The sequence below is a fragment of the Burkholderia sp. JKS000303 genome, assembly GCF_002563755.1.
GTDB lineage: Bacteria > Pseudomonadota > Gammaproteobacteria > Burkholderiales > Burkholderiaceae > Burkholderia > Burkholderia anthina_B.
The window spans coordinates 1,123,440-1,148,742 of the sequence record NZ_PDBZ01000003.1 but is presented as its reverse complement, the minus strand read 5'-3'; the positions used below and the strand labels follow the sequence as shown (position 1 = coordinate 1,148,742).

Here is a 25,303-nt window from a genome sequence, read left to right as displayed (position 1 = left end):
GCGATACGAATGTACGGCGGACAGGAACCGGCCGACGGACTAACCGGTCATCGCGTCGTCGACGAGTTGCCAGATGAAGCGCCCCGACGGACGCTTCTGCTCTTCCGCGATATGCGCGATCAATCCGGCCGCGCGACCGAGCACGGCGAAGCCGCGCATCAACGACGGGGGAATGCCGAGATCGCCGAGCAGTGCCGCGATCGCGCCGGTCGCATTGATCGTGATGTGCTTGCCGGCAGCGGCATCGACTTCCGCAGCCAGCATGTCGAGCGCTTCGCAATGTGCGCCATATGTACCGGTATCGCGCGCGAGCGCCAGCAATGCGATGGCACGCGGATCATCCGGCCGGTGCAGATGGTGACCAAACCCCGGAACGGGCTCGCGCCGCGCGCGGTATTCACGTGCCACATCTGCGGCTTCGCGCGACCCGTTCGGCTGTGCCGCGACAATCCTCGCGAGCAGCTCCGCAGCCGGCTCCATCGTGCCGACGAAACGGCTGGCCACTGCGAGCAGGCCTGCGGCGACGCCCGCCTGGAGATTCTCGGGTGAGCTCGAGTAGACCATCCGCGTCGCGATCGCACTGGGGGTCATGCCGTGCTCCATCAACGTCACGAGAATCGCATCAACGACACGTCGCTGGTTCTGCCCAAGCGCGATCCCGAAGGCCTGCTGCATGAATACGTCGATAAAACCTGCGTTGCCGATCAGGTCGTCGACGAGATTGCTGTCGCCGTAGTACACCGCATCCGCGGTGTAGCGACAGAGCCGGCTATCCGGCGCATCGGTCTTGCCCGCCATCACTGCCCCCTTGTTCCCAGGATCGCCGCCCGAACAGCCGGCTTGAGCACCTTGCCCACCGCGCTACGCGGCAATGCATCGAAAAAATGAACGACCTTGGGCGTCTTGACCGAACCCAGCTCGCGCTTGACGAAGGCGATCAGTTCGTCCGTGAGTACGCTTGCGCCCGGGCGCAGTTGCACCGCGGCGTGTACCGCTTCGCCCCACTTGTCGTCCGGCACGCCGACCACCGAGCAGTCCGCGACGGCCGGGTGCCCCGACAGGACGACTTCGACGTCGCCGGGATAGACATTGAATCCGCCGGTGATGATGACGTCGCGCATGCGGTCGCGCAGAAACAGATAGCCGCGCTCGTCGAACACGCCCGCATCGCCCGTACGCAGCCAGCCGTCGATCAGGGTCTTGCGCGTTTCTTCTTCCGCATTCAGGTATCCGCTCATGACGAGGCCGCCGCGCACGGCAATCTCGCCCTCCTCGCCCGGCGGCAGCGGCATCCCGTCCTTGCCGACGACCACCACCTGCGTCAGCAGCGTCGGTCGTCCAACCGACGCCAGGTTCTCGCCCGTCATGTCGGTCGGTGGCAGGAACGTGATGATTTGCGGTGCTTCAGTCTGCCCGAACGAGGTACAGACGACCGGACCGAACACAGCCTGCGCATCGCGAATCTGCTCGGGCCGCATCGGCGCGCCCCCGTAGACCAGATAGCGCAGGGCGCCGAGCGAGCGCGGCGTGCGGCGCTGTTCTTCGGCGAGCGCCTGGATCAGCGTGGGCGGGGCAAAGAAGACCGTCACGTCGTGCGCGCTCGCGTGATCGAGCAACGCACCCGGTTTCGCATGGTCGGGAAAGACCAGCGCACCGCCCGAGCCGAGGATCGGCAGCATGTACGTCGATGTGCCGTGCGTGATCGGGGCCGCGACGAGATACCGGTCATTCGGCTGCAACCCGAGTTCATGAATCTGAGTCGCGATGCTCGTCGTCCACGCGCGCAGCGGCTGGATCACCCCTTTCGGGAAACCCGTCGTCCCGCCGGTGAACTTGATGGCCTGCGCGTCGTCCACCGGAATCCCGGCACGCGAGCGCGGCCCCATCGCAAGCGCATCGCGATCTCCGGTCTGACGGGCCAGCACCTCGAGCGGCTGCAATGGCGCGTCGATCGGCTCGAGACGCTCCAGCATCGCCGCATCGGCGAGTACCAGCGACGGTTTGACGAAATCGACAATGCGGTGCAGTTCGGGATCGCCGTTGCGCGGATTGAGCGGCACCCAGATCTTGCCGGCCGCGAGAATCGCGAGAATGGCCACCAGATGGTCGACCGAATTCGCTGCCCCCACGCAAACACGGCTGCGCGGCTGTGGATCAATGCGATCGAGCGCGGCGGCGCGATCGAGCACGATTTCCGCGAGCGCGGAAAACGTCAGATCGCCCTCATGGCTAATCACCGCGAGACGGTCGGGATGCCGCTGCACGGCACGCCACAAATAGTCGATGGGATACATGGAACGGACTCCGGGTTCAGGGCGCACTCGACGCGAGTGCCATCAGGACATGGCTGAACTTTATGAATTGTTCAAATGTTCGAACATTCGGATATACCCGAAGACCCGGCGAGACGCCCGCGCAACAACGGGAAGCGGCAGCTTCACAGGACGTTCCGAGACGAACATTCGAACAAAGCGACCGAACCGCCCGCTATACTGAAAGCCGCTCAATCATGCGTCGCCGCCCCAATGAACGCCCCCGTCCCAGCGTCCGATACCGTCTCGCTCGAATCGCCCCAACCGCGTCATGTCGACCTGGCACGCACGTTGATGCACGACATCGGCAGCGGCCGATACCGGGTCGGCGACATGCTGCCGACGGAGGCGGAGCTTTGCGCCCAATGGAACCTCAGCCGCTATGCCGTGCGCCAAGCCATCCTGAAGCTGTGCGAGCTTGGCCTGATCAGCCGCCAGGCAGGGATTGGCACGCGCGTGATCGCAAGCCATCCGCACACGCGCTACGTGCAGTCGATGGATTCGTTATCGGATCTCGCCCGCTACGCGCAAGGCACGCGACTCGATGTCGTATCGCGAGGCGTCCGCCCCGCGAGCGACGCCGAATCCGGCCTCCTGCACTGCGCACCGGGGGCCAAGTGGTTGCATATCGCCGGCATTCGCCACGATGTCTCGGGCGCGGCCGAGCCGATCGCGCTCGTCGATCTGTACGTCGCGGAGCGCTACAGCCGCCTGAAAGGCGTGGGAGAAACGCTCGACACGCCGATCCACACGATGCTCGAGCAACAGTTCGGCATCAAGGCGACGCGCGTCGAACAGCAGATCCAGGGGCTGCTGCTCGTCGGTGACCAGGCAGTCGCATTGCGGGTGCCGGACCAGTCGGCCGGGCTGCGCATCGTGAGAACCTATTACGCCCAGGACACGGTAATCGAGGTCACGTCGGGCATTCATCCTGCCAGCCGCTTCAGCTATTCGATGACGTTTCAGCTGACGCATACATCGAACTGATACTCGAACGCCCGCGGCGTGTTGCGTCGAACGAACGCGTCGTGTTCGTTCGACAAAAACGCTCTGTTCGACCAATCGTGTCTACCGCGCTTGCAGTAATTCGCTTAACGTAGCGCTTGAAATCCGCCGGCTGCTGCGCGACACCTCTTTCCGCGTTTCGCGCTCGTTCGCACAACAGGTCCTTTCCAAACGATATGGACTGCGAATTTTCATGTCGAATTCCCGATAACACGCATGCCTGCGGTGCAATCGACCACGAAGCGAAACCATGAAAGGAGACGACGATGGACCTCAATCTCAGCGGACGTACGGCACTCGTATCCGGCGCAAGCAAGGGCGTAGGCAAGGGCATTGCACGAGCACTCGCTGCCGAGGGCGTGAATCTGGTGTTGCTGGCTCGGGGAGCAACTGAACTCGAGCGTACGGCTCGCGAAATCGCGGACGAATTTGACGTGCGAACGCTGCCCGTCGGCACCGACGTCAGGAACGCCGACGAGGTTCGGCACGCCAGCTCACGAGCCCGCGAGTACTTTACGAATGTCCATATCGTGGTCAACAACGCCGGGGCCGCGATCCAGCGCAGCGATCGCGAAATTCTGTGGGACGACAGCGACTGGCTCAGTCAGATCGAGATCAAGAACCTCGGCGCACTGCGGGTGATCCGGGAGTTTCTGCCGCTGGTTCCGACCGACGGCACCGGACGGATCATCAACATCACGGGAGCGTCGGGAACGATGACATGGAGCCCGGCGCTGACGTACGGGATGAACAATGCCGCACTGATTCATATGACCGGCTATCTCGCGGCCGATCTCGCGAGCCAAAGGATCAACGTCAATGCGGTCGTGCCCGGGCTGGTCGGTACTGAATGGCGAGAGGAATGGGCGCAGTCGATGGCCGCCAAGGCAGGCAAGCCGGTCGACGACTGGTTGCGCGAATTCTGCCTCGGGAAGGGCATTCTGTCCGGACGCTGGGCACATGTGGAAGAAATCGGCAGCATGGTTGCCTATCTGTGCTCCGATCATGCCCGCTATATCAACGGGGCACGCATCGCGATCGACGGCGGCCTCACGGTGAACGCGCGGTAAGCCAGCGATACGCCCGATCGTCGACGATGCCGGCAACCCACCGGGCCTTCCCGGCGCATCCGGGCCCGACGCCGTCTCCCCGGATCACTTATCATACCGGCCAGGCAATTTGCGACGAAAGGCAGATCATGTTTACAGGCATTGTTCAGGGTATTGGCGTCATCGAGACCATCAAGGATCACGGCGAGCTGCGGACGTTCAGCATCGCCTTCCCCGAGGGCTTCACCACCGACATCGAGATCGGCGCGAGCGTGTCGGTCGACGGGGTCTGTCTGACCGTGACGACGATCCATTCACCGGCCCTGATCGACTTCGACGTGATGCTGCCGAGCCTGCGCATCACCACGCTGGCCGACCTGACGACCGGCGCGCGCGTCAACGTGGAACGGGCCGCCAAGGATGGCGCGGAAATCGGCGGGCATCCGCTGTCCGGCCACGTCGACTTCATGGGGAGCATCGCGAACATCGCGTCGTCGGAGCACAACCGGATGATCCGGATCGCCGTGCCGGCCGATTTCAAGCGCTATGTGTTCGCGAAGGGCTATATCGCGATCAACGGCTGCAGTCTCACCGTGTCGGACGTGAACCGCGAAGAAGGCTGGTTCGAGGTGTGGCTGATTCCGGAAACGCGCCGCGCGACGACCTTCGATGCGAAGGGCGTCAACGACAAGGTCAACATCGAGATCGAGCGCAGCACGCAGGTGGTCGTCGATACGATCCGCGAATCGGTCAAGGAGACGCTGGGTGAATTGACCGGCGTCGTCACGACGTTGCTGGCGGAAAAAGGCATCGACATCGAGGAACTGCTCGCGCGCAACGTCGCGCGGCTGCCGAAGCAGTAACGACCGCCGCCTTACCCGGTGATTTCCGGATCACCGGGTATCGGCCTGCGTTCGCCCCCCGCTTCGGCCGCTTCGCACGCCGAACTTACTCCGCTTCCACGCCCGCCCCCTTCCCCACCGCCACCCGCTGCGACCGATAGATCCCCGCGTGTCCGGAGAACAGATACGCCACCACGCAAGCGACGATCGCATACACGCCGATATCCGCGCCGAACAGTTCGATCGCCATGATCGTCGATGCGATCGGCGTGTTGGCCGCGCCCGCGAACACCGCGACGAAGCCAAGCCCCGCAAGCACCGGCACCGGCAGCGCGAGCACCTGCCCGAGCGCGTTGCCGAGCGTCGCGCCGATGTAGAACAGCGGCGTCACCTCGCCGCCCTTGAACCCCGACGCGAGCGTGACGACGGTAAACGCGAACTTGCCCGCGAAATCGTAGGCCGGCAGCGGCCCGTGGAACGCGGCCTCGATCGTCGGAATCCCGAGGCCGAGATACTGCGGCACGTTCAGCACGGTCGCCGCCACGGCAACCAGCAAGCCGCCGAGCACCGGCTGCAGCGGCGCGTAGCGCACGATCCGCCGAAACCATGCCGTCAGCCCGTGCGTCGCATGCGCGAACAACCGGCCGACGACGCCGAACGCGACACCCGCGACCACCGTCGCGGCGAGCCCCGCCGCCGATACGGCCGGCACGAACGGAATCGCATAGACGGTGTGATGCACGCCCCACGCGCGGCACACGACGTCCGCGACGATCGCCGACGCAACGCAGCTCAGCAGCGCGTCGTACCGCAAGCGGCCGATCGCGAGCACCTCGAGCCCGAACACGGCGCCGGCAAGCGGCGTGCCGAACACCGACGAGAACCCGGCCGCGATACCGCCCATCAGCAGCACGCGCCGATGCTCGCGATCGAGACGGAACACGTGCGTGACGCGATCGGCGAGCGCACCACCCATCTGCACGGCCGTGCCCTCGCGGCCGGCCGACCCGCCGAACAGGTGCGTGACGACGGTCGCGACGAGCACGAGCGGCGCCATCCGTTTCGGCACGAGCGCCTTCGGGTCGTGAATCTCGTCGATCAGCAGGTTGTTGCCGCGCGCGACCGACTGGCCGAACCGATGATAGATCCAGCCCGTCGCGAAACCGGCGGCCGGCAGCCCCCACAGCAGCCACGGATGCGCGACGCGCGTGCCGGTCGCCCAGTCGAGCGCGATCAGGAACACCGCGGAAGCCGAGCCGGCCAGCGCGCCGAGCAGGGCCGAGAGCGCGAGCCAGCGGCACACGTAGCGCACGGTTGCGAAAAAATCGGCAGAAGTCGAGAAAAACATGATTTCCAGATTTGACAGGACATCAAAACCTGGGCGGCAGAATACCGCATGGACGGCCTGCGACCTCCTGACAACCCAGGAACACGCAGGCATCATCAGCCGGGCAAACCGGCGGTTGACGGGCGAACCGTGCGCAAGGCGCCGGATCGGCCGCAGGGAGGCATGCCATCTCCGCAACTGGCAATTGTACGCGACGCGCCACGCAGCGCGCAACGCGCGTCCCGACCCGGGCCGCACGGGCTGCTCAGGCCGGGCGCGCAGCCCCGGCGCACCGTCAGTCGCGCGGCATGCGCGTCACGCGCGAGATCAGCTGGGGCCCGATCCGCTCGAGCGGCAGGATCGCCGATGCCGCGCCGATGGCCGCGGCCGCCTTCGGCATCCCGTAGACGGCGCTCGTCGCCTCGTCCTGCGCGATCGTGTAGCAGCCCTTCGCGCGCATCGCTTTCAGCCCGAGCGCACCGTCGCGCCCCATTCCCGTCAGCAGCACGCCGAGCGCATCGCCCTGCCAGCCATCGGCGACGCTGTTGAAGAACACGTCGATCGACGGCCGGTACGGCGTCTCGGCCGGGTGCCGCGTATAGCCGAGCACGCCGCGCGGCGACAGGCACAGGTGATCGTTGGTCGCCGCGAGCAGCACCTCGCCCGCCTGCGGCACGCTGCCATGCCGCGCGATACGCACGGGCAGCCGCGTATAGCCGTCGAGCCACTCCGCCATGCCGAGCGCGAAGGCCTGGTCGACGTGCTGCACGATCACGAGCGCGGCCGGAAAATCGGCCGGCAGCGCGCGCAGCAGCGCGGTGAGCGCGGTCGGGCCGCCCGCCGACGCGCCGATCGCGATGAGCGTCGGCTGGCCGCGCGCCGGTGCCGGCCCCGGCGGCGCGAGCGTGGCCGTGCGGCTTTCGAGCAGTCGGCCGATCTGGTCGATCTTCGCGAGCAGCGGCTGGCGCGCGCCATCCGACGGCAGGCCGAGCGCGAGCGTCGGCGTGTCGACCGCATCGAGCGCACCGGCGCCCATCGCCTCGTAGACCGACGACGTGTTCGCACTGACGCTCGCGGTCACGATCAGGATCGCGCACGGCGCGCGCGCCATGATCTGCCGCGTCGCGGCCACGCCGTCGAGCTTCGGCATCACGAGGTCCATCAGCACGAGATCGGGCGGATGCGCGACGCAGAAATCCACCGCCTCGTCGCCGTCGGTCGCCACCCACAGCACCCGGTGATCGGTGCGCAGCGCGATCACGCGGCGCAGCGCCTCGACGGCCAGCGGCAGATCGTTGACGATGCCGATGTTCATCCGCGTGCATCCCCGATCAGGTCGTGCACCGCATCGAGCAGCGCCTCGTCGTGGAAACTGCTCTTCGCGAGGTAGTAGTCGGCGCCGGCATCGAGCCCGCGCCGGCGATCCTCGTCGCGATCCTTGTACGACACGATCATCACCGGCACGCGCGTGAGCATCGGATCGCCCTTGATCAGCGTGACGAGCTCGATCCCGTCCATGCGCGGCATGTCGACGTCGGTCACGACCAGGTCGAACGCGTCGCTGCGCACCGCGTTCCAGCCGTCCATCCCGTCGACCGCGACGGTCACGTCGTAGCCGCGCTTCTCCAGCAGCTTGCGTTCGAGCTCGCGCACCGTCAGCGAATCGTCGACGACGAGCACGCGGCGGCGGCGGTCGGCAAGCGCGAGTTGCGGATCGCGCGTGAGCTTCGCGAGCTGCCCGCCACGCACGAGCTTGTCGACCGAGCGGATCAAGTCCTCGACATCGACGATCAGCACCGGGTCGCCGTTCTCGAGCAGCGCACCGGCCGCGATGTTCTGGATCTTGTGCAGGCGGCTGTCGAGCGGCTGCACGACGAGCATCCGCTCGCCGAGGAAGCGGTCGACCGCAACACCGTACAGCTCGGGCTCGCCGCCGACCACCACCACCGCCGTGCTGGCACGCGTGACATCGGGTTCGCCTGCATCGAGCAGCTGATGCGCGGAAACGAGCCCCGCACGCCGGCCGTCGAACGGAAAATGCGGCTGGCCTTCGAGCACGTCGATGTCTTCGTGCGCGAGTTCGAGCGTGCGCCGCACGTGGGCCAGCGGAAACGCGTACGGCTCGCCGCCGACCTCGACCAGCAGGCTGCGGATCACCGACAGCGTGAGCGGCAGTTGCAGCACGAAACGCATGCCCGCACCCGGCTCGTTGAAGATGCGCACCGCGCCGCGCACGCCGCGCGCCATCTCCTGCACCGCGTCGAGGCCCACACCGCGCCCGGATACGTCGGTCACCGCGTCGCGCATCGAGAAGCCCGGCAGCAGCAGGAATTCGAGCAGCTCGGGATCGGACAGCCGCGCGGCCGTCTCGTCGTCGGTCAGGCGCTGGCGGACGACAGCCGCACGCAGCGCGTCCATGTCGACGCCCGGGCCGTCGTCGATCACGCTGACGAGCAGCGAGCCGGCGCTGTGGCGCGCTTCGAGCGTGACGCTCGCCTCGGCCGGCTTGCCGCGCGCGCGCCGCGCATCGGGCGACTCGACGCCGTGATCGAGCGCGTTGCGCAGCAGGTGGCCGAGCGGCGCGTCGAGCAGGTCGAGAATGTCGCGGTCGACCTGCGTGCCTTCGCCGACGATCGAGAAGCGCACCTGCTTGCCGAGCGAGCGCGCGAGATCACGGACGATGCGCGGATACGCACGCGTCGCGTCGCCGAACGGCCGCATCCGGCACTGCAGCGCCTCGTCGTACAGCTGCTCGGCGATGTGCGTGCTGCGTCGCTCGAAGCGGTCGAATTCGTCCATCCGCTCGGCCAGCGAACGCTGCAGGTCGTTGAGCATGTGCCGCACTTCGTTCACCGACGCGAGCACGCCGGCGCCGAGCTCGTCGGCAAACTGTTCGTACACCAGATCGAGTGAACGGGCTGCATCGCGCTGCGCGCGCTTCACGCGCAGCATCGATTCGGCGAACGGCTTGAGCCAGCGCGATTCGACGAGCGATTCGCCGGACAGGCTCAGCAGCCGGTTCAGCGTATCGGCCCGCACGCGGCGCATCGCGCCCGCGCCGGCCGCACGGCCGGCCTGGACCGAATCCGGCACGGGCGCCGATACGGCCAGCGGCGGCACCTCGGCCCCCGCGCCCACCGGCTCGTTCGCGGCACCGTCGTGCTCACGCAGCGGTACGAAGGACGGCGGCGCCGGCGGCGGGGCGAACGTCGACGCCGGCATCGCCCGCACGGCGTCCGCGGCCGTGAGCGCCAGCGCGAACGCGTCGATCTCGGCCGACGACACGGGCTGCGCGTGCGGATCGGCGACCCGCACCAGCAGGTCGACGCCGGCCAGCAGCACGTCGACGTGCGCGGCCGTCAGCGCGATCGTGCCGGCTTGTGCGGCGACGAAGCATTCCTCCATCCGCCCCGCGATGTCGACGCCGAGCGGCACGCCGACGATGCGCGCGGCACCCTTCAGCGAATGCGCGGCGCGCATGCAGGCTTCCAGCGCGACGGAATCGGGCTCGCCCGATTCGAGCGCGAGCAGGCGCTCGGACAGCGCCTGGGTTTGCGTGCGCGTCTCCTCGCGATACAGCTCGAGCAGCGACAGGTGGCTCAGATCGTCATCGCCGCTCATCGCATGCTCCGGGTCACGGCGTCGAACAGACGATCGTCGTCGAGCAGGCCCACCGACTTGCCGCGCCACGACAGCACGCCGCGCGACAGGCCGGCGCTCGCGCGCCCGACCGTCGCCGGCACGGGTACCCAGTCGGATGCGCCGAAGTGCAGCACGCCCTCGACTTCGTCGACCGGAAACACCACCGGCTCGCCCTGGTATGCGACGACCAGCAGACGCGTGAAGCGGCCGTCCGCGTCGTCCTTGCCATCCTTGCCGCCCTTGCCCGCATCGAGGCCGAGCAGCGCGCCGATCGAGATCGCGATGCGCAGCGTGCCGCGAATGTTGACCACGCCGCGCACGGCCGAGTGCCGACGATGCGGCAGCGAATGGATCGGGCGCGTGCCGGCGATCTCGCGCAACACACCGATCGGCAGCGCGAGCCATTCGTCGGCGACGCGAAACGCCAGCGCCGCCTGGCGCGTATCGTCTTCGCCGTGCGCGCGGGTCGCGTCGAACGCGCTCATCCGGCGCGTGGCGTCGGCCATCTCGGCCGCACCGAGCGGACGTTCGAGCAGTTTCGCCGCGTGATTCGCGTAGACCGAACAGTTCAGGCAGCGCAGACAGTCGGCCAGCCGCTCGCACGAACGGTCGCCGCGCGTGCCGATCCGGTTCCAGCAATCGTCGACGCCGATCGTCGTGTCGTCAGTGACAACGGCGTCGCTGTTCATTCTTTCCTCGGTCATCCCGATCTCGGCTCCAAACCCGTATTCTCATGTGCTCTTACCCGGCCGAGCGCCGCGCACGCTCGAGCAGCCATTGCGCGCCGGCGCCATCGCCGCCGACGTCGAGCAAGGTCGCCAGATGCGTCAGCGCTTCGTGGTGCGTGGGCCGCAGATACAGCGCCTTCCGGTAGAAGTCGCCGGCTTCCGCCGCCCGCCCGCGTGCATCGGCGATCAGCCCGTTCAGGTAGAACGCATCGGCATGCGGCCCCACCCGCGCCGAAAACTGCGCGAGCACGCGCTCGGCCTCGTCGAACGCCCCTGCGTTCGCGAGCGCCTGTGCTTCCTCGAGCGTCGGCGCGACGCTATCGGCAACCGGTGCAGCCGCGTCGGCCAGCAGATCGCCGCGCATGTCGGTCCGTATTTCCGCCCGCATGTCGGCCCCGACCTCGGAACGCGGCTCGGCCGGTATCGGGCGCTCGACCGCCGCGAACCCCGCGAACGGTTGCTGCTCGGCACCGATCCACGTCGACGGCACGACGGCCAGCAGCGGACGCGTGGCGGCCGCCGGCGCCACCGTGAAGCGCTCCGCGCGCCGGTATGGCGCAACCGCGGGCATCGGTGCCGCATGCCGGGCCGCGTAGCCGTCCGCCACCGCACCGCCGCGCACGCGATGAAACGCGAACGCCAGCGGCACGCGCGCCGAGCGCATCCCGTGGCGCATCGCGACGCCCGTCTCGGCCGGACCGACGAACAAGGTCCCGTCGTCGGCGAGGCAGCTTTCGAGCGAACCGATCACGCGATCCTGCACGTCGCGATCGAAATAGATCAGCACGTTGCGGCAGAACACGAAATCGTAGCGAATCCCCGTGTCGGCGCCCGGTTCGACCAGGTTGGCCTGGCGAAACTGCACGCAGGCGCGCACGCGCTCGTCGAGCAGCCAGCCGTCCGCGGCCTGCGTGAAATGCCGGGCGCGAAACTCGGTCGCCGTGCCGCGAAACGCATTGCGCCCGTAGCAGCCGAGCCGCGCCTGTTCGATCGCGCGGGCGCTCAGGTCGATCGCGTCGATCGTGAAGCTGGACGGATCGAGCCCCGCATCGAGCAACGCCATCGCCGCCGAATACGGCTCTTCGCCGCTCGAGCACGGCGCGCTCAGCACGCGGATCACGCGCCCGGGCGTCACGGCAAGCCGCTCGGCGGCGAGCCGCGCGAGGGTCGCGAATGCCTCGCGGTCGCGGAAGAACCACGTCTCCGGCACGACGAACAGTTCGATCAGCGCGCGCCGCTCGTCGGCCGATGCGTTGAGCTGCTGCCAGTACGCGTCGAGCGCATCCGCGGTCAGGGGTGGCCGCGCCGCCGACGGCAGCCGCTCGCTGTCGCCCTGCAGCGTGTGCACGCGCTCGGTCAGCGCGCGGATCAGGAAATCGTTGCCGAGCGAATCGGGGTCGATGCCGGTCTCGCGCAACAGCCAGCCGCGAAATCGCGAATCGGACTCTTTCATGCGGACTCCCCTTCATGGCCCGGCTGGCCGTCGAACAGATACAGGCGTGCAACGTCGTCGATCAGCTCGGCCACCGACACCTGCTGCACGATGCCGTCGGGCGTGTTCGCGACCCGCCCGAGCCAGCGCGTGCGCGCAGTCGATACGCCGCTCGCATGGAACGTCGTGCGATCAATCCGCAGGGTCTGCGTCGCGCGCTCGACGATCAGGCCGATCACGCGCCCACGCCCGGTCGCCCCGGTGCGGTAGCGAACCATCACGAGCCGCGTCGAACGCAGCACATGCGCGCGTCGCCCGAGCGCCAGCATCGGCACGTCGATCACGGGCACCGGCTGGCCGCTGAGCATCAGCAGCCCGGCGATCCATTCGGGCGCGCCCGGCACGGCCTTGGTGGCCGCGAGCGGCAGCACCTCCTCGATGTCGGCCGCGTCCAGCGCGTAGCGCTCGCCGTCGAGCTCGAACATCAGGAACAGCGCGTGCACGCCGCCGTGCGGCTCGGCGCGCGTCACGCGTCGACCTTGAAGCGCGACACGCTGGTGCGCAACTGGTTCGCGACGAGCGTCAGGTCGTCGATCGCCTGCGACGACTGGCGCAGCGATTCGGCCGTCTGCTGCGCGGCTTCGGACAGTTGCGACAGCGCCTGCGTGATCTGCTCGGCGCCGTTCGCCTGCGTCTGCATCCCTTCGTTGACCATCTGGAAGCGCGGCGCAAGCGTCTGCACCTCGGCGATGATCTGCGACAGTTGCCCGCCGACCTGCTGCACGTCGAGCATCCCGCGGCGCACTTCCTCGGAGAACTTGTCCATCCCCATCACGCCCGCCGACACCGCCGACTGGATCTCCTTCACCGTCTGCTCGATGTCGTAGGTCGCCACGGCCGTCTGGTCAGCGAGGCGGCGGATCTCGGTCGCGACGACCGCGAAGCCGCGGCCGTATTCGCCGGCCTTCTCGGCCTCGATCGCCGCGTTCAGCGACAGCAGGTTGGTCTGGTCGGCCACCTTGGTGATGGTCGCGACCACCTGGTTGATGTTCAGCGCCTTCTCGTTGAGGATCGCGAGCTTCGCGTTCACCGAGCCGGCCGCGTCCATCACGCTGCGCATCGTCTCGCCCATCCGCGTGAGCCCGCTCTGGCTCACGCCCGCGAGCGTCGCCGACTGTTCGGCCACGCCGGCCACCTCGTTCATCGTGCGCAGCAGGTCGCGCGACGTCGCGAAGATCTCGCGGGATGTCGCGCCGATCTCGGTGGTTGTCGCCGCGGTTTCGTTCGCGGTCGCCTGCTGCTCGCGCGACGTCGCCGCGATTTCAGCCACCGACGTCGTCACCTGCAGCGACGACTGCTGCGCGCGGGCGACGAGTTCGGTCAGTTCGTCGGCCATCCGGTTGAAGCCCGTCTGCAGCGTGCCGAATTCGTCTTGCCGGCGCAGGTCCAGGCGGTGCGTCAGGTTGCCGGTACGCATCACGTCGTGCACTTCGACGAGCCGCGCCATCGGCACGGTCACCGCGCGAAACAGCCCGTACCCGAGCCCGAGCGCGGACAGCAGCACGATGCCCAGCGCCAGCGCGAGCACGACCTCGGTGTCCTGCACGGACTGGCGAATCACCTTCGCGGAGTTGTCGGCGAACTTGCGGTTTTCCTGCACGAGCGTGTTCGCGTTGCGCACGACCTCGGTAAAGACGGGCAGCGCCTTCGCGTATGCGGCGGCGGCGTCCTCGTGCGACGTGCGGCTCTTCTGGATCGCATCGTTCAGCAGCGGCACGTAGCGGTCGTACGCGCCGCGGAACATCGCGAAGCGCTGCCGGTCCTCGTCGCGAAACGCCGTGTTCTGGTAGTCGACCGACAGCGATTCGACGTCCTTCAGCGCATCGGGGATCTTCGCGAGGTCGCGCTGGACGGCCTCGGGGTCGGTATCGACGAACGTCGCCAGTTGCAGCTGCGAGAACGATTCGTTGACCGACGCGCGCAGCGACGCCGCGAGATAGACGCCGGGCAACGAATCCCGTTCGATGCTGACGGCTTCGCTGTTGATCGCGCGCAGGCGCTCGTAGGACACGCCGGCGGTCACCAGCATCAGCACGAACAGCACGCCGAAGCTGAGCAGGATGCGGTTGCCGAGCGTCAGCCGGGCAGCGCCGATCGTCGGATGCAGGCTTTCATTGGTCGCGCGGGGCGTCACGGTGGCCATGTTCGTTATGGGCTTTCTAAAATCAGCGTTGAAAAAATTCGCGCCCGCCTGCGCGCCGAACGGCGCGCCACGAGCGCATCTGGGCCAGCGGACGGTGCGGCGCCGGCAGGCCGCGCCGCGATATTACCGCTCTGCCTGCGCCGGCAGTCGAAGCCCGACCATGAAGCCGCGCGACGAATTGCGCATCAGGATCTGGCCGCGATGCCGCGCGGCCGTCGCGCGGACGAACGCCAGGCCGAGGCCGAAGCCGCTGCGCGCCGCGCCGTGCGCGGATTCGAGCCGCACGAACGACTCGGTCGCGGCCGTACGTTGCTCGGGTGCAATGCCGGAGCCGGCGTCCTCGACGCCGATCAGCCACGCACCGTCGTCGTCGCTCAGCGTGCAGTGCACGTCGGTGCCGGCCGGGCCGTATTTCAGTCCGTTGTCGATCAGGTTCGCGACCGCGCGCGTGAGCATCATGCGGTCGCCCATCGTCACGCACGCGGTGTCGGGCACATGGGCGACGACGCGGCTGCCGAATCCGGCCGCCTTTTCCCACAACTGGTCGACGGCGTCGAGCACGATTTCGTTGAGACTCACGACCTCGTGCGCGCGGCGCTCCGACTGCGCGCGGGTCAGGTGGATGAAGCCGTCGGCGAGCGCGAGCGCCCGGCGTGCGTGGCCGGCAATGCGCTCCATGATCGCCGGCATGTCGCCGTGCTCGGCCCGGTAGACCTCGAGCAGCGCGAGGATCGACGTCTGCGGCGAACGCATGTCGTGCGACAGGAAATCCAGCGCCTCGTCGCGCTGTCGCGACATCAGGTACGAATTCGAGTGATAGCGGATCCGCGCGGTCAGCTCCATCGCGTCCGGCAGCTTCACGAGATAGTCGTTCGCGCCGGCGATGAACGCCTCGCGCTTGACGATCGGCTCCTCTTTCGCCGACAGCACGATGATCGGCACGCGCGCGGTATCGGCGTCCGCGCGCCACGCGCGAACGAGATCGAGGCCGTCGATTTCCGGCATCACGAGGTCCTGCAGGATCACCGTCGGTTTCACGTCGCGCGCGACCGCCATCGCCCGGTGTGCATCGGTGCACACATGCAGGTCGATATCGTGCTCGCTGCGCAACGCGCGCCGGATTACCTCGCCGACGAACGGTTGATCGTCGACGAGCAGGACCGACAGCCCCGATTCAAGACAATCCGGCGCATTTTCACCGCTCGATTCTTTCATAAATACCGTTTCAAACGCCAAATCTCCAATTGATTCTTTCATAGGAGTTGTTTATCTGACTTGGGCGCCATCTTGATTTGGCGGCTGAGACATTCACCTATTGTTGCCGATCTGGCCTGTCGGCATTGCCTCACGGGGATTCGAGCGCCGATTTTTCCCCGTCGACGATCGCATTACCTCCACGTGCTTTCTCTCAATAAAGATAACCGGCTGATTCTAAATGAAATTAGAACACAGCATCTATCTCCTTCCGGTTTAGTTTTGCCAAATATAGTGAAAGAGAGGGATTCAGATAAATCAGATCATTTCCGGATTCGAAAGACGGGAACGTTTGCGGGGGCGGTGCCGCGAGGTTTGCATGCGCCGCAAGGCCGGCACACCGGCCGCCTCGGGGCCGGATCCGGATAGGCCGAATCGGAGGAATGAGGGGGACGCGGCGCCGCGACGGTGAGGCGCGGCGCAGGCACTGGAGCGGGTGTCGGGTGCCAGATGGCGGCGGCCACGGCGGGGGCGGCGATGCGTCAACGCCCCGCCGCCGTGCAGCCGGCCGTCAGCCGCGCGCGTGCTGCGCGGAGACCTCCTGCAGATCGAGATCGCGCTCGAGCATGTGCAGCATCTCGTCGTGGATGCGGCCCGAACGATGCAGGTGCAACAGTTCCGTGCGCCCGGCCTTGATCGCGGCCAGCACGACGTCGTAGTGCGCGATGCGCACCTCCGCCGGATAGGCCGGCTCGTTCTTCGCCCGCTCGGTCAGCTCCGCGCGATATGTGTATTGCTCCAGCAGGCGCGGGTGAATCACCTTGCCGCTCTCGTCGCGCACCAGCGGCTGGATCGCCGCGAGCTGCGCCGCCTCGATATGTGCCCATGCCTGCGGCTCGGTCAGGTGGTGCGCGGCGCGCGCTTCGTGCTGCGGCAGCCGCAGCAGCCGGATCAGCGGACCGATGGTCGTGCCCTGCAGCAACACCGTGACGAGAATCACCGCGAACGACGCGACCAGGATCACGTCGCGGCCCGGCATCGCCTCCGGCAACGACAGCGCGATCGCCAGCGTCACGACCCCGCGCATCCCGGCCCAGCTCATGATGGTCGCGGCCTTCCAGTCGGGCGCGAAACCACGCCGGACGATTCCGCGCACCGGCACCTTCAGCACCTCGACCGCATAGATCCACACGAAGCGCGACAAGACCACCGCCGCCAGCACCGCGAGCACCGGCGGCACCATCGTGGCGAGCACCTGCTCGAAGCCGCCGAGCCGGTGTATCGCGCTGCGCAGCGACAGCCCGATCAGCACGAACACCAGCGCCTCGAGCAGGAACACGATGACCTGCCAGAACGCGGTGCCGCGCGTGCGCACGGCCGCCGAGAACACCTCGTGCTGATGCCAGCCGACGATCATGCCGGCCGTGACCGTCGCGATCACGCCCGACACCTCGACCATCTCGCCCGCGATGTACGCGATCCAGCCGGCGATCACCGCGACGGTGACCACCAGGTAGTCGTCATCGAGCAGCTTCAGGAACCACACGACGAGCTTGCCGACCAGGAAGCCGACCACGACACCGCCGAGCCCGAGTTCCGCGAAGCGCACGACCGCGTGCTCGAGGCTGAACGCGCCCGTCAGCGCGGCCGCGACCGCGAAGCGGAACAGCACGAGGCCGGCCGCGTCGTTCAGCAGGCTTTCGCCTTCGAGCAGCACCATCAGCCGGCGCGGCAGCGCGACGCGTTCGAGCACCGCCTTCGCGGCGACCGCGTCGGGCGGCGACACGATCGCGCCGAGCGCGAAGCACGCGGCCCACGGCAGCGACGGCACGACCCAGTGCACGGCGAAGCCGACCGCGAACGTCGTGAACACCACCGCACCGATCGCGAGCATCAGGATCCCGCCGACGTTGCGCTTGAATTCCTCCCACACCGAGAAATACGCGCCGTCCATCAGCAACGGCGGCAGGAATACCAGCAGCACGAGATCGGGATCGAGATTGATCGGCGGCAGGCCGGGAATGAACGCAATGCCGATGCCGCCGATCAGCAGCGCGGCCGCGGGCGGCAGCCGCAACCGCTTGGCGATGCATTCGAGCGCGACGATCGCAAGGAATGACAACAAAACCAGCTTGAATGCCGAGACGGGAGACATGAATCGACCTCGTGAAGAATGAATGCGCATGCCTTCGGGTGTCGTACCCCGATGGCCATTTCGCGCGATTACATCACGAGGCGATGCATGCAGTCGAGCGTGTTCGGCACGCGCGGCGCGCGGTGTCGCCACGATGGTGTGCGGCAGACGGCCGTCGTGCCGGATTCGCACGCCGAAACGAAAAACGGCACGCGGGCCGGCACGATCGCCTGCCCGCGTGCCACCGTGGCAGCACGCCGCCCGGGAACGCGCTAACGGCGCCGCACGACCATCAGCCGCGGCTCGGTCATGTCCTCGATCGCGTAGCGGATCCCTTCGCGGCCGAGCCCCGAATCCTTCACGCCGCCGTACGGCATGTTGTCGACACGGAACGACGGCACGTCGTTGATCACGACGCCGCCCACCTCCAGCTCGTCCCACGCGCGCTGCGCATGCGCGAGCGAATCGGTGAACACGCCGGCCTGCAGCCCGAAGTCGCTGTCGTTCACGCGCGCGAGCGCATCATCGAAGCGGTCGAACTTCTCGAGTATCGCGACCGGGCCGAACGCCTCCTTGCGGTACAGGTCCTGCTCGCGACCGACGTTTTCCAGCAGCGTCGCCTCGAACATCGCGCCGTCGACCTTGCCGCCCGCAACGATCTTCGCGCCTGCCGCGACCGCCGCATCCATCCAGCCCGACAGCCGGCGCGATTCGGACTCCGAGATCATCGGACCGACGAACGTCGACGGATCCTTCGGGTCCCCCATCTTCAGCGAACGCGTTTTCGCGACCAGCTTGTCGCGCAGCGCGTCGTACAGGTCCGCATGCACGAGGATCCGCTGCACGCCGATGCAGCTCTGGCCGGACTGGTAATACGCGCCGAACGCGAGACGATCGACCACGTAGTCGAGCTGGTCGCGCTGATCCGCATCGACGATCGCCGCCGCGTTGCCGCCGAGTTCCAGCACGACTTTCTTCTTGCCGGCCTTCTCCTTCAGCGCCCAGCCCACGGCCGGCGAGCCCGTAAACGACAGCAGCTTGAAGCGCGCGTCGGTCGTGAACAGGTCCGCACCGTCGCGATGCGCGGGCAGCACCGAGAACGCGCCCTTCGGCAAATCGGTTTCCGCGAGCACTTCGCCGATGATCAGCGCGCCGATCGGCGTGCGGCTCGCGGGCTTCAGCACGAACGGACAGCCGGCGGCCAGCGCTGGCGCGACCTTGTGCGCGGCGAGGTTCAGCGGGAAGTTGAACGGCGAGATGAACGAGCACGGGCCGATCGGCACGCGCCGCGTATAGCCCGTGTAGCCTTGCGCGCGCGCCGAGATCTCGAGGTTGATCACTTCGCCGTCGATGCGCACCGACTCCTCGGACGCGACGCGAAACGTGTCGATCAGCCGCGTGACTTCGCCCTTCGAATCGTTGATCGGCTTGCCGGCCTCGATGCACAGCGCTTCGGCCAGCTCGTCGAAACGCTCGCGAAAACGTGCGACGCAATGGTCGAGCACCGCCTGGCGCCGGTAGGCCGGCAACTCGCGCATCGGCTTCTCGGCGGCGACCGCCGCGCCGATGGCCGCATCGATCGCCTTCGCATCGGCCAGCGCGACGCGCGTCGCGACCTTGCCGCTGAACTTGTCGGTCACTTCGAGATCGGTGTTCGCGTAGACCGCTTCGTTGGCCAGGTAGTACGGATAGGTATCCTTCAGCATGGAACGCTCCTTCCGGTGAACTGCGGATTCAGAGTTGCGCCGACAGGCGCTTGATTTCGCGGTTGAGCACGCGCTCGTTGTCCGAATAGTCGATCGGCACGTCGATCACGTGCACGCCCGGCGTCGCGAAGCAGTCGCGCAACAGCGGCTCGAGATCGTCGGCCGATTCGACGCGATGCCCGTGCGCGCCGTAGCTCTGCGCATACGACACGAAATCGGGGTTCTTCAGCGTCATCGCGAAATCGGGGAAATTCATGTTTTCCTGCTTCCAGCGGATCATCCCGAACGCATCGTCGCGCAGGATCATCACGACGATGTCGAGCTTCAGCCGCACGGCCGTTTCGAGTTCCTGCGAATTCATCATGAAGCCGCCGTCGCCGCACACGGCGATCACCTTGCGCTGCGGATGCACGATCTTCGTCGCGATCGCCGACGGCAGGCCCGCCCCCATCGATGCCAACGCGTTGTCGAGCAGCAGCGAGTTCGGTTCGTGCGCCCGCCAGTAACGCGCGAACCAGATCTTGTACATCCCGTTGTCGAGACAGACGATCCCGTCGACCGGCAGCGCGGTGTACAGATCGTTGACGATCCGCACCGGATACATCGGGAAGCGCGGGTCGTGCTGACCCTTCTGCAGGTGCGCGTCGAAATGCGCCTTGATCATCGCGAAGCGTTCGAAATCCCAGTGCGACTGCGGCGTCACCGCCTCCTTCATCTGCCACACCGCGTTCGCGATGTCGCCGACCACCTCGATCTGCGGGAAATAGACCGGATCGACCTGCGCGCCGAGGAAGTTCACGTGGATCACGGTCTTGTCGTCCGCGCGCATGAAGAACGGCGGCTTCTCGATCACGTCGTGGCCGACGTTGATGATGCAGTCCGCGTGCTCGATCGCGCGGTGCACGAAGTCGCCGTCGGACAGCGTCGCATTGCCGAGCCACAGCGGGTGCGTTTCGTCGATCACGCCCTTGCCCATCTGCGTCGTGAAGAACGGGATGCCCGTCTTGTCGACGAATTCGAGCAGCATCTTGCAGGTGGTCTTGCGGTTGGCGCCCGCGCCGATCATCAACAGCGGATGGCGCGCGGCCTGGATCGCGTCGATCGCATGCGCGACCGCCTTCTCCTCCGCCACCGGCCGCCGGCTGTAGCTGCGCGGGATCGGCTTGCCATCACCCTCCTCGTGCGCGATGTCTTCCGGCAGTTCGAGGTGCGTGGCGCCCGGGCGCTCTTCCTCCGCGCGGCGGAACGCTTCGCGCACGGCCGACGGGATGTTGCCGATCGACACGATCTGCCGCGTGAGCTTCGTGAGCGGCTGCATCATGTCGACGACGTCGACGATCTGGAAGTGGCCCTGCTTGCTCGACTTGATCGGCTTCTGCCCGGTGATCATCAGCATCGGCATGCCGCCGAGCTGCGCATACGCGGCGGCCGTCACGAAGTTGGTCGCGCCCGGGCCAAGCGTGGCGAGACAGACGCCGGTGCGACCCGTCAGGCGGCCGTAGGTGGCGGCCATGAACCCGGCCGCCTGCTCGTGCCGGGTCAGCACGAGCTTGATCTTCGATCGCCGCAGCGATTCGAGCAGATCGAGGTTTTCCTCGCCGGGAATGCCGAATACATACTCGACGCCTTCGGCTTCCAGCGCCTTCACGAACAAATCCGATGCTTTCATGGGGGACCTCGGTTGATGCCGCCTGCCCGGCTTACGGACGCGCGGCGTTCAGAACGCGCGCCGGCCTACGGCACGCGGACGCTTTACCTGCTGGACACAGACCACGGCACGACACGCCGCGCGAAGCACGGTTGGCAACGCGCGACGGCACCTCCGGGAGACGGAGGGCAAACGGATCCACCCGCGCGACAAGCACGCACGGGCGGCAAAGACGTTTTTGATTGTAGACGGATTCGGGACATTCCGACCTCGACCGGATGGCCGGGTCCAACGGCCGGCAAGGTCGGCCTGATGGCCATTCCGGCGTCAAACGACGCGCGCGGCCCTACTGTAGCGGCAAGTCCACTCCCTCGACCTGTGAACTATGGTTGACATACTGCAAGCCGTGCCCTACAGTGCCCCTACATTCAGCATCCGGACCACCGACGTCTTCGATGCGTGGTTCGCCGGCCTGTCCGACCGTGTCGCCAGGCGCCGCATCCAGGCGCGCATCGACCGCCTGTCGATGGGCAATCCGGGCGACTGGAAATCCGCCGGCTCGCCCATCGTCGACATGCGTATCGACCACGGGCCCGGCTATCGCGTCTACTACGTGCGACGCGCAACGATATGGGTGATCCTGCTCTGCGGCGGCGACAAGTCGACGCAACAGGCGGATATCCGCGCCGCGCATGCGATGCTCGCGCGGCTCGATTTGGAGTGATCGATGGACAAGATCAAGACCCGGCCTTGGGATTCGGCCGAACACCTGAAAACCGACGACGACATGGCCGAGTACTTCGACGCGTGTCTGCGGGAAGCCGGCGACGACCCGGCCTTCATCGCGCATGCGCTCGGCGTGATCGCCCGTGCACGCGGCATGTCGCAGGTCGCGCGCGATGCGGGCCTGTCGCGCGAAGGGCTGTACAAGGCGCTGTCGCACGACGGCAATCCGAGCTTCGGCACGATCCTGAAGGTCATCAAGGCGCTCGGCCTGCAACTGCACGGCACCAAGGCGCACGCATGATCCGGCCGCATGCGGCGCCGCACCGCCGGCGCCATGCCCGCGGCCGCATCAATGCAGCCATCCGCCCGCCCAGCGCGGCACCAGCGACACCAGATACAGCCCGAGCCCGATCAGCCCGCCGACCAGCGTGCCGTTGATGCGGATGTACTGAAGATCCTTGCCGATGTTCAGTTCGATCTGCCGCGACATCTCGCGCGCATCCCAGTTGCGCACCGTGTCGCGGATGTGGCGCATCAGGAAATCGGCGAAATCCGGTGCCATCTCGTGCACGGCCTTCTCGATGTGCTCGTTCAGCGAAGCGCGCAGCGCCGGACTTTCCGCGAGCCGCGCACCGAGCCAGCCGCCGAGCGTCGCGGCCTGCCGGTGCAGCGCGGAATCGGCGCGCGCGAGATCGGCCTTCAGCCATGCGCGCAACTGGTCCCACAGATCGCGCGCATACTCGTTGAACGCGTCGCCGTCGCGAATGTAGCGCTTGATCTCGTCGCCTTTCGCGATGAAGGCGGGATCGTGCTTCAGCCGTTCCGTCAGCCGCACGACGGTGCGGTCGAAGCGCTGCCGCAGTTCGTGCTCCGGATCGTCGGCCACGCCCTCGAGCACGCGGCTCACCGCGCTCGCCAGCATGCGTGCGCCGTTCTCGCCGAACCACTGCGTCGGCATGATTTTCTCGACCTTCGGATATTGCGTCTTCAGCCATTCGACGATGAAGCCCGCGATCACCTCGCGGTTCTCCTCCTTGTCGAGCACGTCGACCACCTGTGCGATCGCATCGTCGAGCAGCGCCTGGTGGCGGCCGTCCTTCGTCAGCGTATCGAGGATCGCGCCGGCCGATTGCGACAGGTCGACCCGGTCGATCACCGCGCGGAACGCGTCGTGCACGAACGACTGGATCCGCGCGTCGTCGGTCATGTCGAGCGCGAAGCTCATCAGTTTCGTCACGTAGCTGCCGAGCGCGTCGGTGTTCGCCGGCTCGCCGAGCCACGCACCGAGCTTCCGCGCGGGATCGTGCTGGCGGATCTGCGCGGCGAGCGCGTCGGGGCCGAGGAATTTCTCGCGCACGAACACCGCGAGATTGTCGGCGATCTTGTCCTTGTTCTTCGGGATGATTTCGGTGTGGCGCGACACGAACGGGATCGGCACGCGGCGGAACAGCGCGACCACCGCGAACCAGTCGGCAAGCGCGCCGACCATCGCGGCCTCGGCCACCGCCTTGACGCCGTCGACCCACGGGCCGCGCGGCAGCAGGATCGTCGTGACGAACACCGCGACGGCGGTGAGCAGCAGCCACAGCGCGCGGCGCTTGCTTCGTTTCAGTTCGAGGGCTTTGTCTGGCGTCATGGGTGACCGGTGCAATGGAAATGCCGATAATATGCACCGATCGCCCACCCGCGACAAACCCGCGCCCGCTGCGCGAGCCGCAACGATCGCCCGGAACGGGCTGCCTTCTACCGCTTGCTTTCCAGCCACCCGACGCGAACACGGCCACGCGGGACGCGTTCGCGCACGGCGTCAGAGAAACGTCTTCAGATTGACCGCCGGATCCGCCAGCTTCACCGGATCGGGCACCGCCCCGGCCGCGATCAGCCGGCGCGATGCGCCGATGTCGCGCCCCAGGTTCGCCGCGGCAACCGCCACGATTTTCCCGTCGTCGCCGAGCCCGAACACCGTGAACGGCCCGTTCGCCGGATCGCCGCGCACGACGGTCGTCCGTTCGCTGCCGAACAGCCCGAGCATCTGCAGATTGCAGTCGTACTGATCGGACCACAGCCATGGCAGCTCCGCATAGGCTTCGTCCGCACCCAGCAGGTTCGCGGCCGCAACGGCAGGCTGGTTTTCGGCGACCTGCCACGACTCGATCCGCACATGCCGGCCGAGCAGCGGATTGAAGTGCATCGTCACCTCGCCCGCCGCGAAGATCGCGGGATCGGTCGTGCGGCAGCCCGCGTCGACACGAATCCCGTTGTCGACGTCGAGCCCGGCCGCCTGCGCGAGTTCGACGTTGGGCACGACGCCGATACCGACCACGACGATGTCCGCCTGCACGTCGCCGCGATCGGTCTCGACGGTCGCACCGCCGCCCGCCGCACGACGAATCGCACGCGGCAGCGTCGCCAGCTGAAAATTCACGCCGCGCGCGTCATGCAACTGACGCGCATATGCGCCGACGACTTCCGGCAACGCCCGCTGCAGCAATCGCTCGGCCGGGTCGATCACCGTCACGTCGCAACCGAGCTGCCGCGCCGCAGCCGCCACTTCGAGGCCGATGAAGCCGCCGCCGAGCACCGCCACGTGTCGCCCCGGCGCAAGCTGCGCACGCAATGCACGCGCGTCGGCAACGGTGCGCACGTAATGCGGCGCGACGCCCTCGTCGACCGGGCCGCCGAACGCCCGCACCCGCGAACCCGTCGCGAGCACGAGCCGTGCGTACGGCAACGTCGCGCCGTCGTCGAGCTGGACGCGCTGCGCGGCGCGATCCATCGTCTCGACGCGCGTGCCGAGCCGCAGCTCGATGCGCTCGGCGTCGTACCACGCCGCGTCACGCACGAACGCGCGCTGCTCGCCGCCGTCGCTGAGCAGCGCATCCTTCGACAGCGCGGGTCGGTCGTACGGCAGCTCGCGTTCCGCGCCGATCATCACGATGCGCGCGTCGGCGTCGCGTGCGCGCAGCGCTTCGGCCGTGCGGCGCGCCGCGTGGCCCGCGCCGACGATCACGAAAGGATCAGCCGACATTGACTTCCACCTGTCCGTCGACGATCCGGATCGGATAAGTCCGCACCGGCTCGGTGATCGGCGCGCATTTCGGCGCGCCGGTGCGAATGTCGATCAGCCCCTGGTGCAGCGGGCACTCGACACAGCCGTCCTCCACGTAGCCTTCCGACAGCCGCGCATGGCCGTGCGAGCAGAGGTCGTGCATCGCGAACAGTTCGTCGCCGATCCGGAACACCGCGATCGGCTTCTGGCCGGCGACGCGCGCCGCCGGTTCGTCTTCGGAGAATTCATCGAATGTGCCCAGCGGATGCCATTCGGTGAGCGTAGCTTCGGTCATGTCGGTTCCTT

General features: G+C 67.3%; 22 protein-coding genes and 1 riboswitch. Of the genes, 6 read left to right on the top strand and 16 right to left on the bottom strand.

Features of this window, described 5'->3' with window-relative positions; genetic code table 11:
• Positions 1-39: 39 nt before the first annotated feature.
• Both BX604_RS33125 and BX604_RS33120 read right to left on the bottom strand, forming a co-directional pair.
• Positions 40-798, bottom strand: coding sequence for a citryl-CoA lyase (locus tag BX604_RS33125; protein ID WP_098554988.1), 759 nt, complete (start codon positions 796-798; stop codon positions 40-42).
• On the bottom strand, positions 798-2,294 hold the full coding sequence (locus BX604_RS33120) for a class I adenylate-forming enzyme family protein (RefSeq protein ID WP_098554985.1): 1,497 nt from the start codon (positions 2,292-2,294) through the stop codon (positions 798-800). The genes BX604_RS33125 and BX604_RS33120 overlap by 1 nt, the downstream gene beginning before the upstream one ends.
• Before the next feature lie 312 nt (positions 2,295-2,606).
• On the opposite strand from BX604_RS33120, the gene BX604_RS33115 reads away from it, so the two are divergent.
• From BX604_RS33115 to BX604_RS33105, 3 genes are all read left to right on the top strand, one after another.
• Positions 2,607-3,299, top strand: coding sequence for a GntR family transcriptional regulator (locus BX604_RS33115; RefSeq protein WP_257146486.1), 693 nt, complete (start codon positions 2,607-2,609; stop codon positions 3,297-3,299).
• Between the two features lie 284 nt (positions 3,300-3,583).
• Positions 3,584-4,387, top strand: coding sequence for an SDR family NAD(P)-dependent oxidoreductase (locus tag BX604_RS33110; RefSeq protein ID WP_098554980.1), 804 nt, complete (start codon positions 3,584-3,586; stop codon positions 4,385-4,387).
• A 128-nt stretch (positions 4,388-4,515) separates the two neighbouring features.
• Positions 4,516-5,229, top strand: a complete 714-nt coding sequence (locus BX604_RS33105) for a riboflavin synthase subunit alpha (protein WP_098554979.1) — start codon at positions 4,516-4,518, stop codon at positions 5,227-5,229.
• Positions 5,230-5,314: 85 nt separating this feature from the next.
• Here BX604_RS33105 and BX604_RS33100 read toward each other — a convergent pair whose 3' ends face one another.
• The 9 genes from BX604_RS33100 to BX604_RS33055 form a co-directional block, all read right to left on the bottom strand.
• Complete coding sequence (locus BX604_RS33100; RefSeq protein WP_098554978.1) at positions 5,315-6,556, bottom strand: voltage-gated chloride channel family protein; 1,242 nt, start codon at positions 6,554-6,556, stop codon at positions 5,315-5,317.
• 79 nt (positions 6,557-6,635) lie between these two features.
• A riboswitch (Fluoride riboswitch) is annotated at positions 6,636-6,738 on the bottom strand.
• Positions 6,739-6,830: 92 nt separating this feature from the next.
• Positions 6,831-7,850, bottom strand: coding sequence for a chemotaxis response regulator protein-glutamate methylesterase (locus BX604_RS33095; protein ID WP_098554977.1), 1,020 nt, complete (start codon positions 7,848-7,850; stop codon positions 6,831-6,833).
• Positions 7,847-10,156 carry a hybrid sensor histidine kinase/response regulator gene (locus BX604_RS33090; protein WP_098554976.1) on the bottom strand — a complete coding sequence of 770 codons (2,310 nt, stop codon included), beginning with the start codon at positions 10,154-10,156 and terminating at the stop codon, positions 7,847-7,849. Before BX604_RS33090 ends, BX604_RS33095 begins: the two co-directional genes overlap by 4 nt.
• Positions 10,153-10,866, bottom strand: coding sequence for a chemotaxis protein CheW (locus BX604_RS33085; RefSeq protein WP_098554975.1), 714 nt, complete (start codon positions 10,864-10,866; stop codon positions 10,153-10,155). Before BX604_RS33085 ends, BX604_RS33090 begins: the two co-directional genes overlap by 4 nt.
• A gap of 52 nt (positions 10,867-10,918) precedes the next feature.
• Positions 10,919-12,358, bottom strand: coding sequence for a CheR family methyltransferase (locus BX604_RS33080; protein WP_098554974.1), 1,440 nt, complete (start codon positions 12,356-12,358; stop codon positions 10,919-10,921).
• Positions 12,355-12,867, bottom strand: a complete 513-nt coding sequence (locus BX604_RS33075; RefSeq protein ID WP_098554973.1) for a chemotaxis protein CheW — start codon at positions 12,865-12,867, stop codon at positions 12,355-12,357. The genes BX604_RS33080 and BX604_RS33075 overlap by 4 nt, the downstream gene beginning before the upstream one ends.
• The gene (locus BX604_RS33070) at positions 12,864-14,540 is read right to left on the bottom strand and encodes a methyl-accepting chemotaxis protein (protein ID WP_098554972.1); all 1,677 of its coding nucleotides are present in this window, start codon (positions 14,538-14,540) and stop codon (positions 12,864-12,866) included. Before BX604_RS33070 ends, BX604_RS33075 begins: the two co-directional genes overlap by 4 nt.
• Before the next feature lie 123 nt (positions 14,541-14,663).
• Positions 14,664-15,797, bottom strand: coding sequence for a hybrid sensor histidine kinase/response regulator (locus tag BX604_RS33060; RefSeq protein WP_098554971.1), 1,134 nt, complete (start codon positions 15,795-15,797; stop codon positions 14,664-14,666).
• A gap of 508 nt (positions 15,798-16,305) precedes the next feature.
• On the bottom strand, positions 16,306-17,889 hold the full coding sequence (locus tag BX604_RS33055; protein WP_098554970.1) for a Na+/H+ antiporter: 1,584 nt from the start codon (positions 17,887-17,889) through the stop codon (positions 16,306-16,308).
• Positions 17,890-17,976: 87 nt separating this feature from the next.
• On the opposite strand from BX604_RS33055, the gene BX604_RS39240 reads away from it, so the two are divergent.
• Entirely contained in the window at positions 17,977-18,144 is a 168-nt protein-coding gene (locus BX604_RS39240; RefSeq protein WP_179894933.1) for a hypothetical protein, read from the top strand.
• Here BX604_RS39240 and BX604_RS33050 read toward each other — a convergent pair.
• Both BX604_RS33050 and BX604_RS33045 read right to left on the bottom strand, forming a co-directional pair.
• The gene (locus BX604_RS33050; protein ID WP_098554969.1) at positions 18,141-19,574 is read right to left on the bottom strand and encodes an aldehyde dehydrogenase family protein; all 1,434 of its coding nucleotides are present in this window, start codon (positions 19,572-19,574) and stop codon (positions 18,141-18,143) included. The genes BX604_RS39240 and BX604_RS33050 overlap by 4 nt on opposite strands.
• 28 nt (positions 19,575-19,602) lie before the next feature.
• Entirely contained in the window at positions 19,603-21,243 is a 1,641-nt protein-coding gene (locus tag BX604_RS33045; protein WP_098554968.1) for an acetolactate synthase large subunit, read from the bottom strand.
• Between the two features lie 364 nt (positions 21,244-21,607).
• Here BX604_RS33045 and BX604_RS33035 point away from each other — a divergent pair, with 364 nt between their 5' ends.
• Together BX604_RS33035 and BX604_RS33030 are read left to right on the top strand one after the other, a co-directional pair.
• Positions 21,608-21,946, top strand: coding sequence for a type II toxin-antitoxin system RelE/ParE family toxin (locus BX604_RS33035; RefSeq protein WP_098554967.1), 339 nt, complete (start codon positions 21,608-21,610; stop codon positions 21,944-21,946).
• Between the two features lie 3 nt (positions 21,947-21,949).
• Positions 21,950-22,249, top strand: a complete 300-nt coding sequence (locus BX604_RS33030) for an addiction module antidote protein (RefSeq protein WP_096505596.1) — start codon at positions 21,950-21,952, stop codon at positions 22,247-22,249.
• 48 nt (positions 22,250-22,297) lie between these two features.
• Here BX604_RS33030 and BX604_RS33025 read toward each other — a convergent pair whose 3' ends face one another.
• The 3 genes from BX604_RS33025 to andAb form a co-directional block, all read right to left on the bottom strand.
• Entirely contained in the window at positions 22,298-23,584 is a 1,287-nt protein-coding gene (locus BX604_RS33025; RefSeq protein ID WP_098554966.1) for a DUF445 domain-containing protein, read from the bottom strand.
• Between the two features lie 171 nt (positions 23,585-23,755).
• Positions 23,756-24,976 (bottom strand): anthranilate 1,2-dioxygenase system ferredoxin--NAD(+) reductase, encoded by a 1,221-nt coding sequence (gene andAa, locus BX604_RS33020; RefSeq protein WP_098554965.1) that lies wholly within the window; start codon positions 24,974-24,976, stop codon positions 23,756-23,758.
• A complete protein-coding gene (gene andAb / locus BX604_RS33015; protein WP_098554964.1) occupies positions 24,966-25,292 on the bottom strand; it encodes an anthranilate 1,2-dioxygenase ferredoxin subunit AndAb in 327 nt (108 codons plus the stop codon). Before andAb ends, andAa begins: the two co-directional genes overlap by 11 nt.
• Positions 25,293-25,303 lie beyond the last annotated feature (11 nt).

Coding starts and splice junctions, on each gene's coding strand:
- BX604_RS33125 (WP_098554988.1), bottom strand. CDS start 798: ATGGCGGGCAAGACCGATGCGCCGGATAGCCGGCTCTGTCGCTACACC.
- BX604_RS33120 (WP_098554985.1), bottom strand. CDS start 2,294: ATGTATCCCATCGACTATTTGTGGCGTGCCGTGCAGCGGCATCCCGAC.
- BX604_RS33115 (WP_257146486.1), top strand. CDS start 2,607: ATGCACGACATCGGCAGCGGCCGATACCGGGTCGGCGACATGCTGCCG.
- BX604_RS33110 (WP_098554980.1), top strand. CDS start 3,584: ATGGACCTCAATCTCAGCGGACGTACGGCACTCGTATCCGGCGCAAGC.
- BX604_RS33105 (WP_098554979.1), top strand. CDS start 4,516: ATGTTTACAGGCATTGTTCAGGGTATTGGCGTCATCGAGACCATCAAG.
- BX604_RS33100 (WP_098554978.1), bottom strand. CDS start 6,556: ATGTTTTTCTCGACTTCTGCCGATTTTTTCGCAACCGTGCGCTACGTG.
- BX604_RS33095 (WP_098554977.1), bottom strand. CDS start 7,850: ATGAACATCGGCATCGTCAACGATCTGCCGCTGGCCGTCGAGGCGCTG.
- BX604_RS33090 (WP_098554976.1), bottom strand. CDS start 10,156: ATGAGCGGCGATGACGATCTGAGCCACCTGTCGCTGCTCGAGCTGTAT.
- BX604_RS33085 (WP_098554975.1), bottom strand. CDS start 10,866: ATGAACAGCGACGCCGTTGTCACTGACGACACGACGATCGGCGTCGAC.
- BX604_RS33080 (WP_098554974.1), bottom strand. CDS start 12,358: ATGAAAGAGTCCGATTCGCGATTTCGCGGCTGGCTGTTGCGCGAGACC.
- BX604_RS33070 (WP_098554972.1), bottom strand. CDS start 14,540: ATGGCCACCGTGACGCCCCGCGCGACCAATGAAAGCCTGCATCCGACG.
- BX604_RS33060 (WP_098554971.1), bottom strand. CDS start 15,797: ATGAAAGAATCAATTGGAGATTTGGCGTTTGAAACGGTATTTATGAAA.
- BX604_RS33055 (WP_098554970.1), bottom strand. CDS start 17,889: ATGTCTCCCGTCTCGGCATTCAAGCTGGTTTTGTTGTCATTCCTTGCG.
- BX604_RS39240 (WP_179894933.1), top strand. CDS start 17,977: ATGCAGTCGAGCGTGTTCGGCACGCGCGGCGCGCGGTGTCGCCACGAT.
- BX604_RS33050 (WP_098554969.1), bottom strand. CDS start 19,574: ATGCTGAAGGATACCTATCCGTACTACCTGGCCAACGAAGCGGTCTAC.
- BX604_RS33045 (WP_098554968.1), bottom strand. CDS start 21,243: ATGAAAGCATCGGATTTGTTCGTGAAGGCGCTGGAAGCCGAAGGCGTC.
- BX604_RS33035 (WP_098554967.1), top strand. CDS start 21,608: ATGGTTGACATACTGCAAGCCGTGCCCTACAGTGCCCCTACATTCAGC.
- BX604_RS33030 (WP_096505596.1), top strand. CDS start 21,950: ATGGACAAGATCAAGACCCGGCCTTGGGATTCGGCCGAACACCTGAAA.
- BX604_RS33025 (WP_098554966.1), bottom strand. CDS start 23,584: ATGACGCCAGACAAAGCCCTCGAACTGAAACGAAGCAAGCGCCGCGCG.
- andAa (WP_098554965.1), bottom strand. CDS start 24,976: ATGTCGGCTGATCCTTTCGTGATCGTCGGCGCGGGCCACGCGGCGCGC.
- andAb (WP_098554964.1), bottom strand. CDS start 25,292: ATGACCGAAGCTACGCTCACCGAATGGCATCCGCTGGGCACATTCGAT.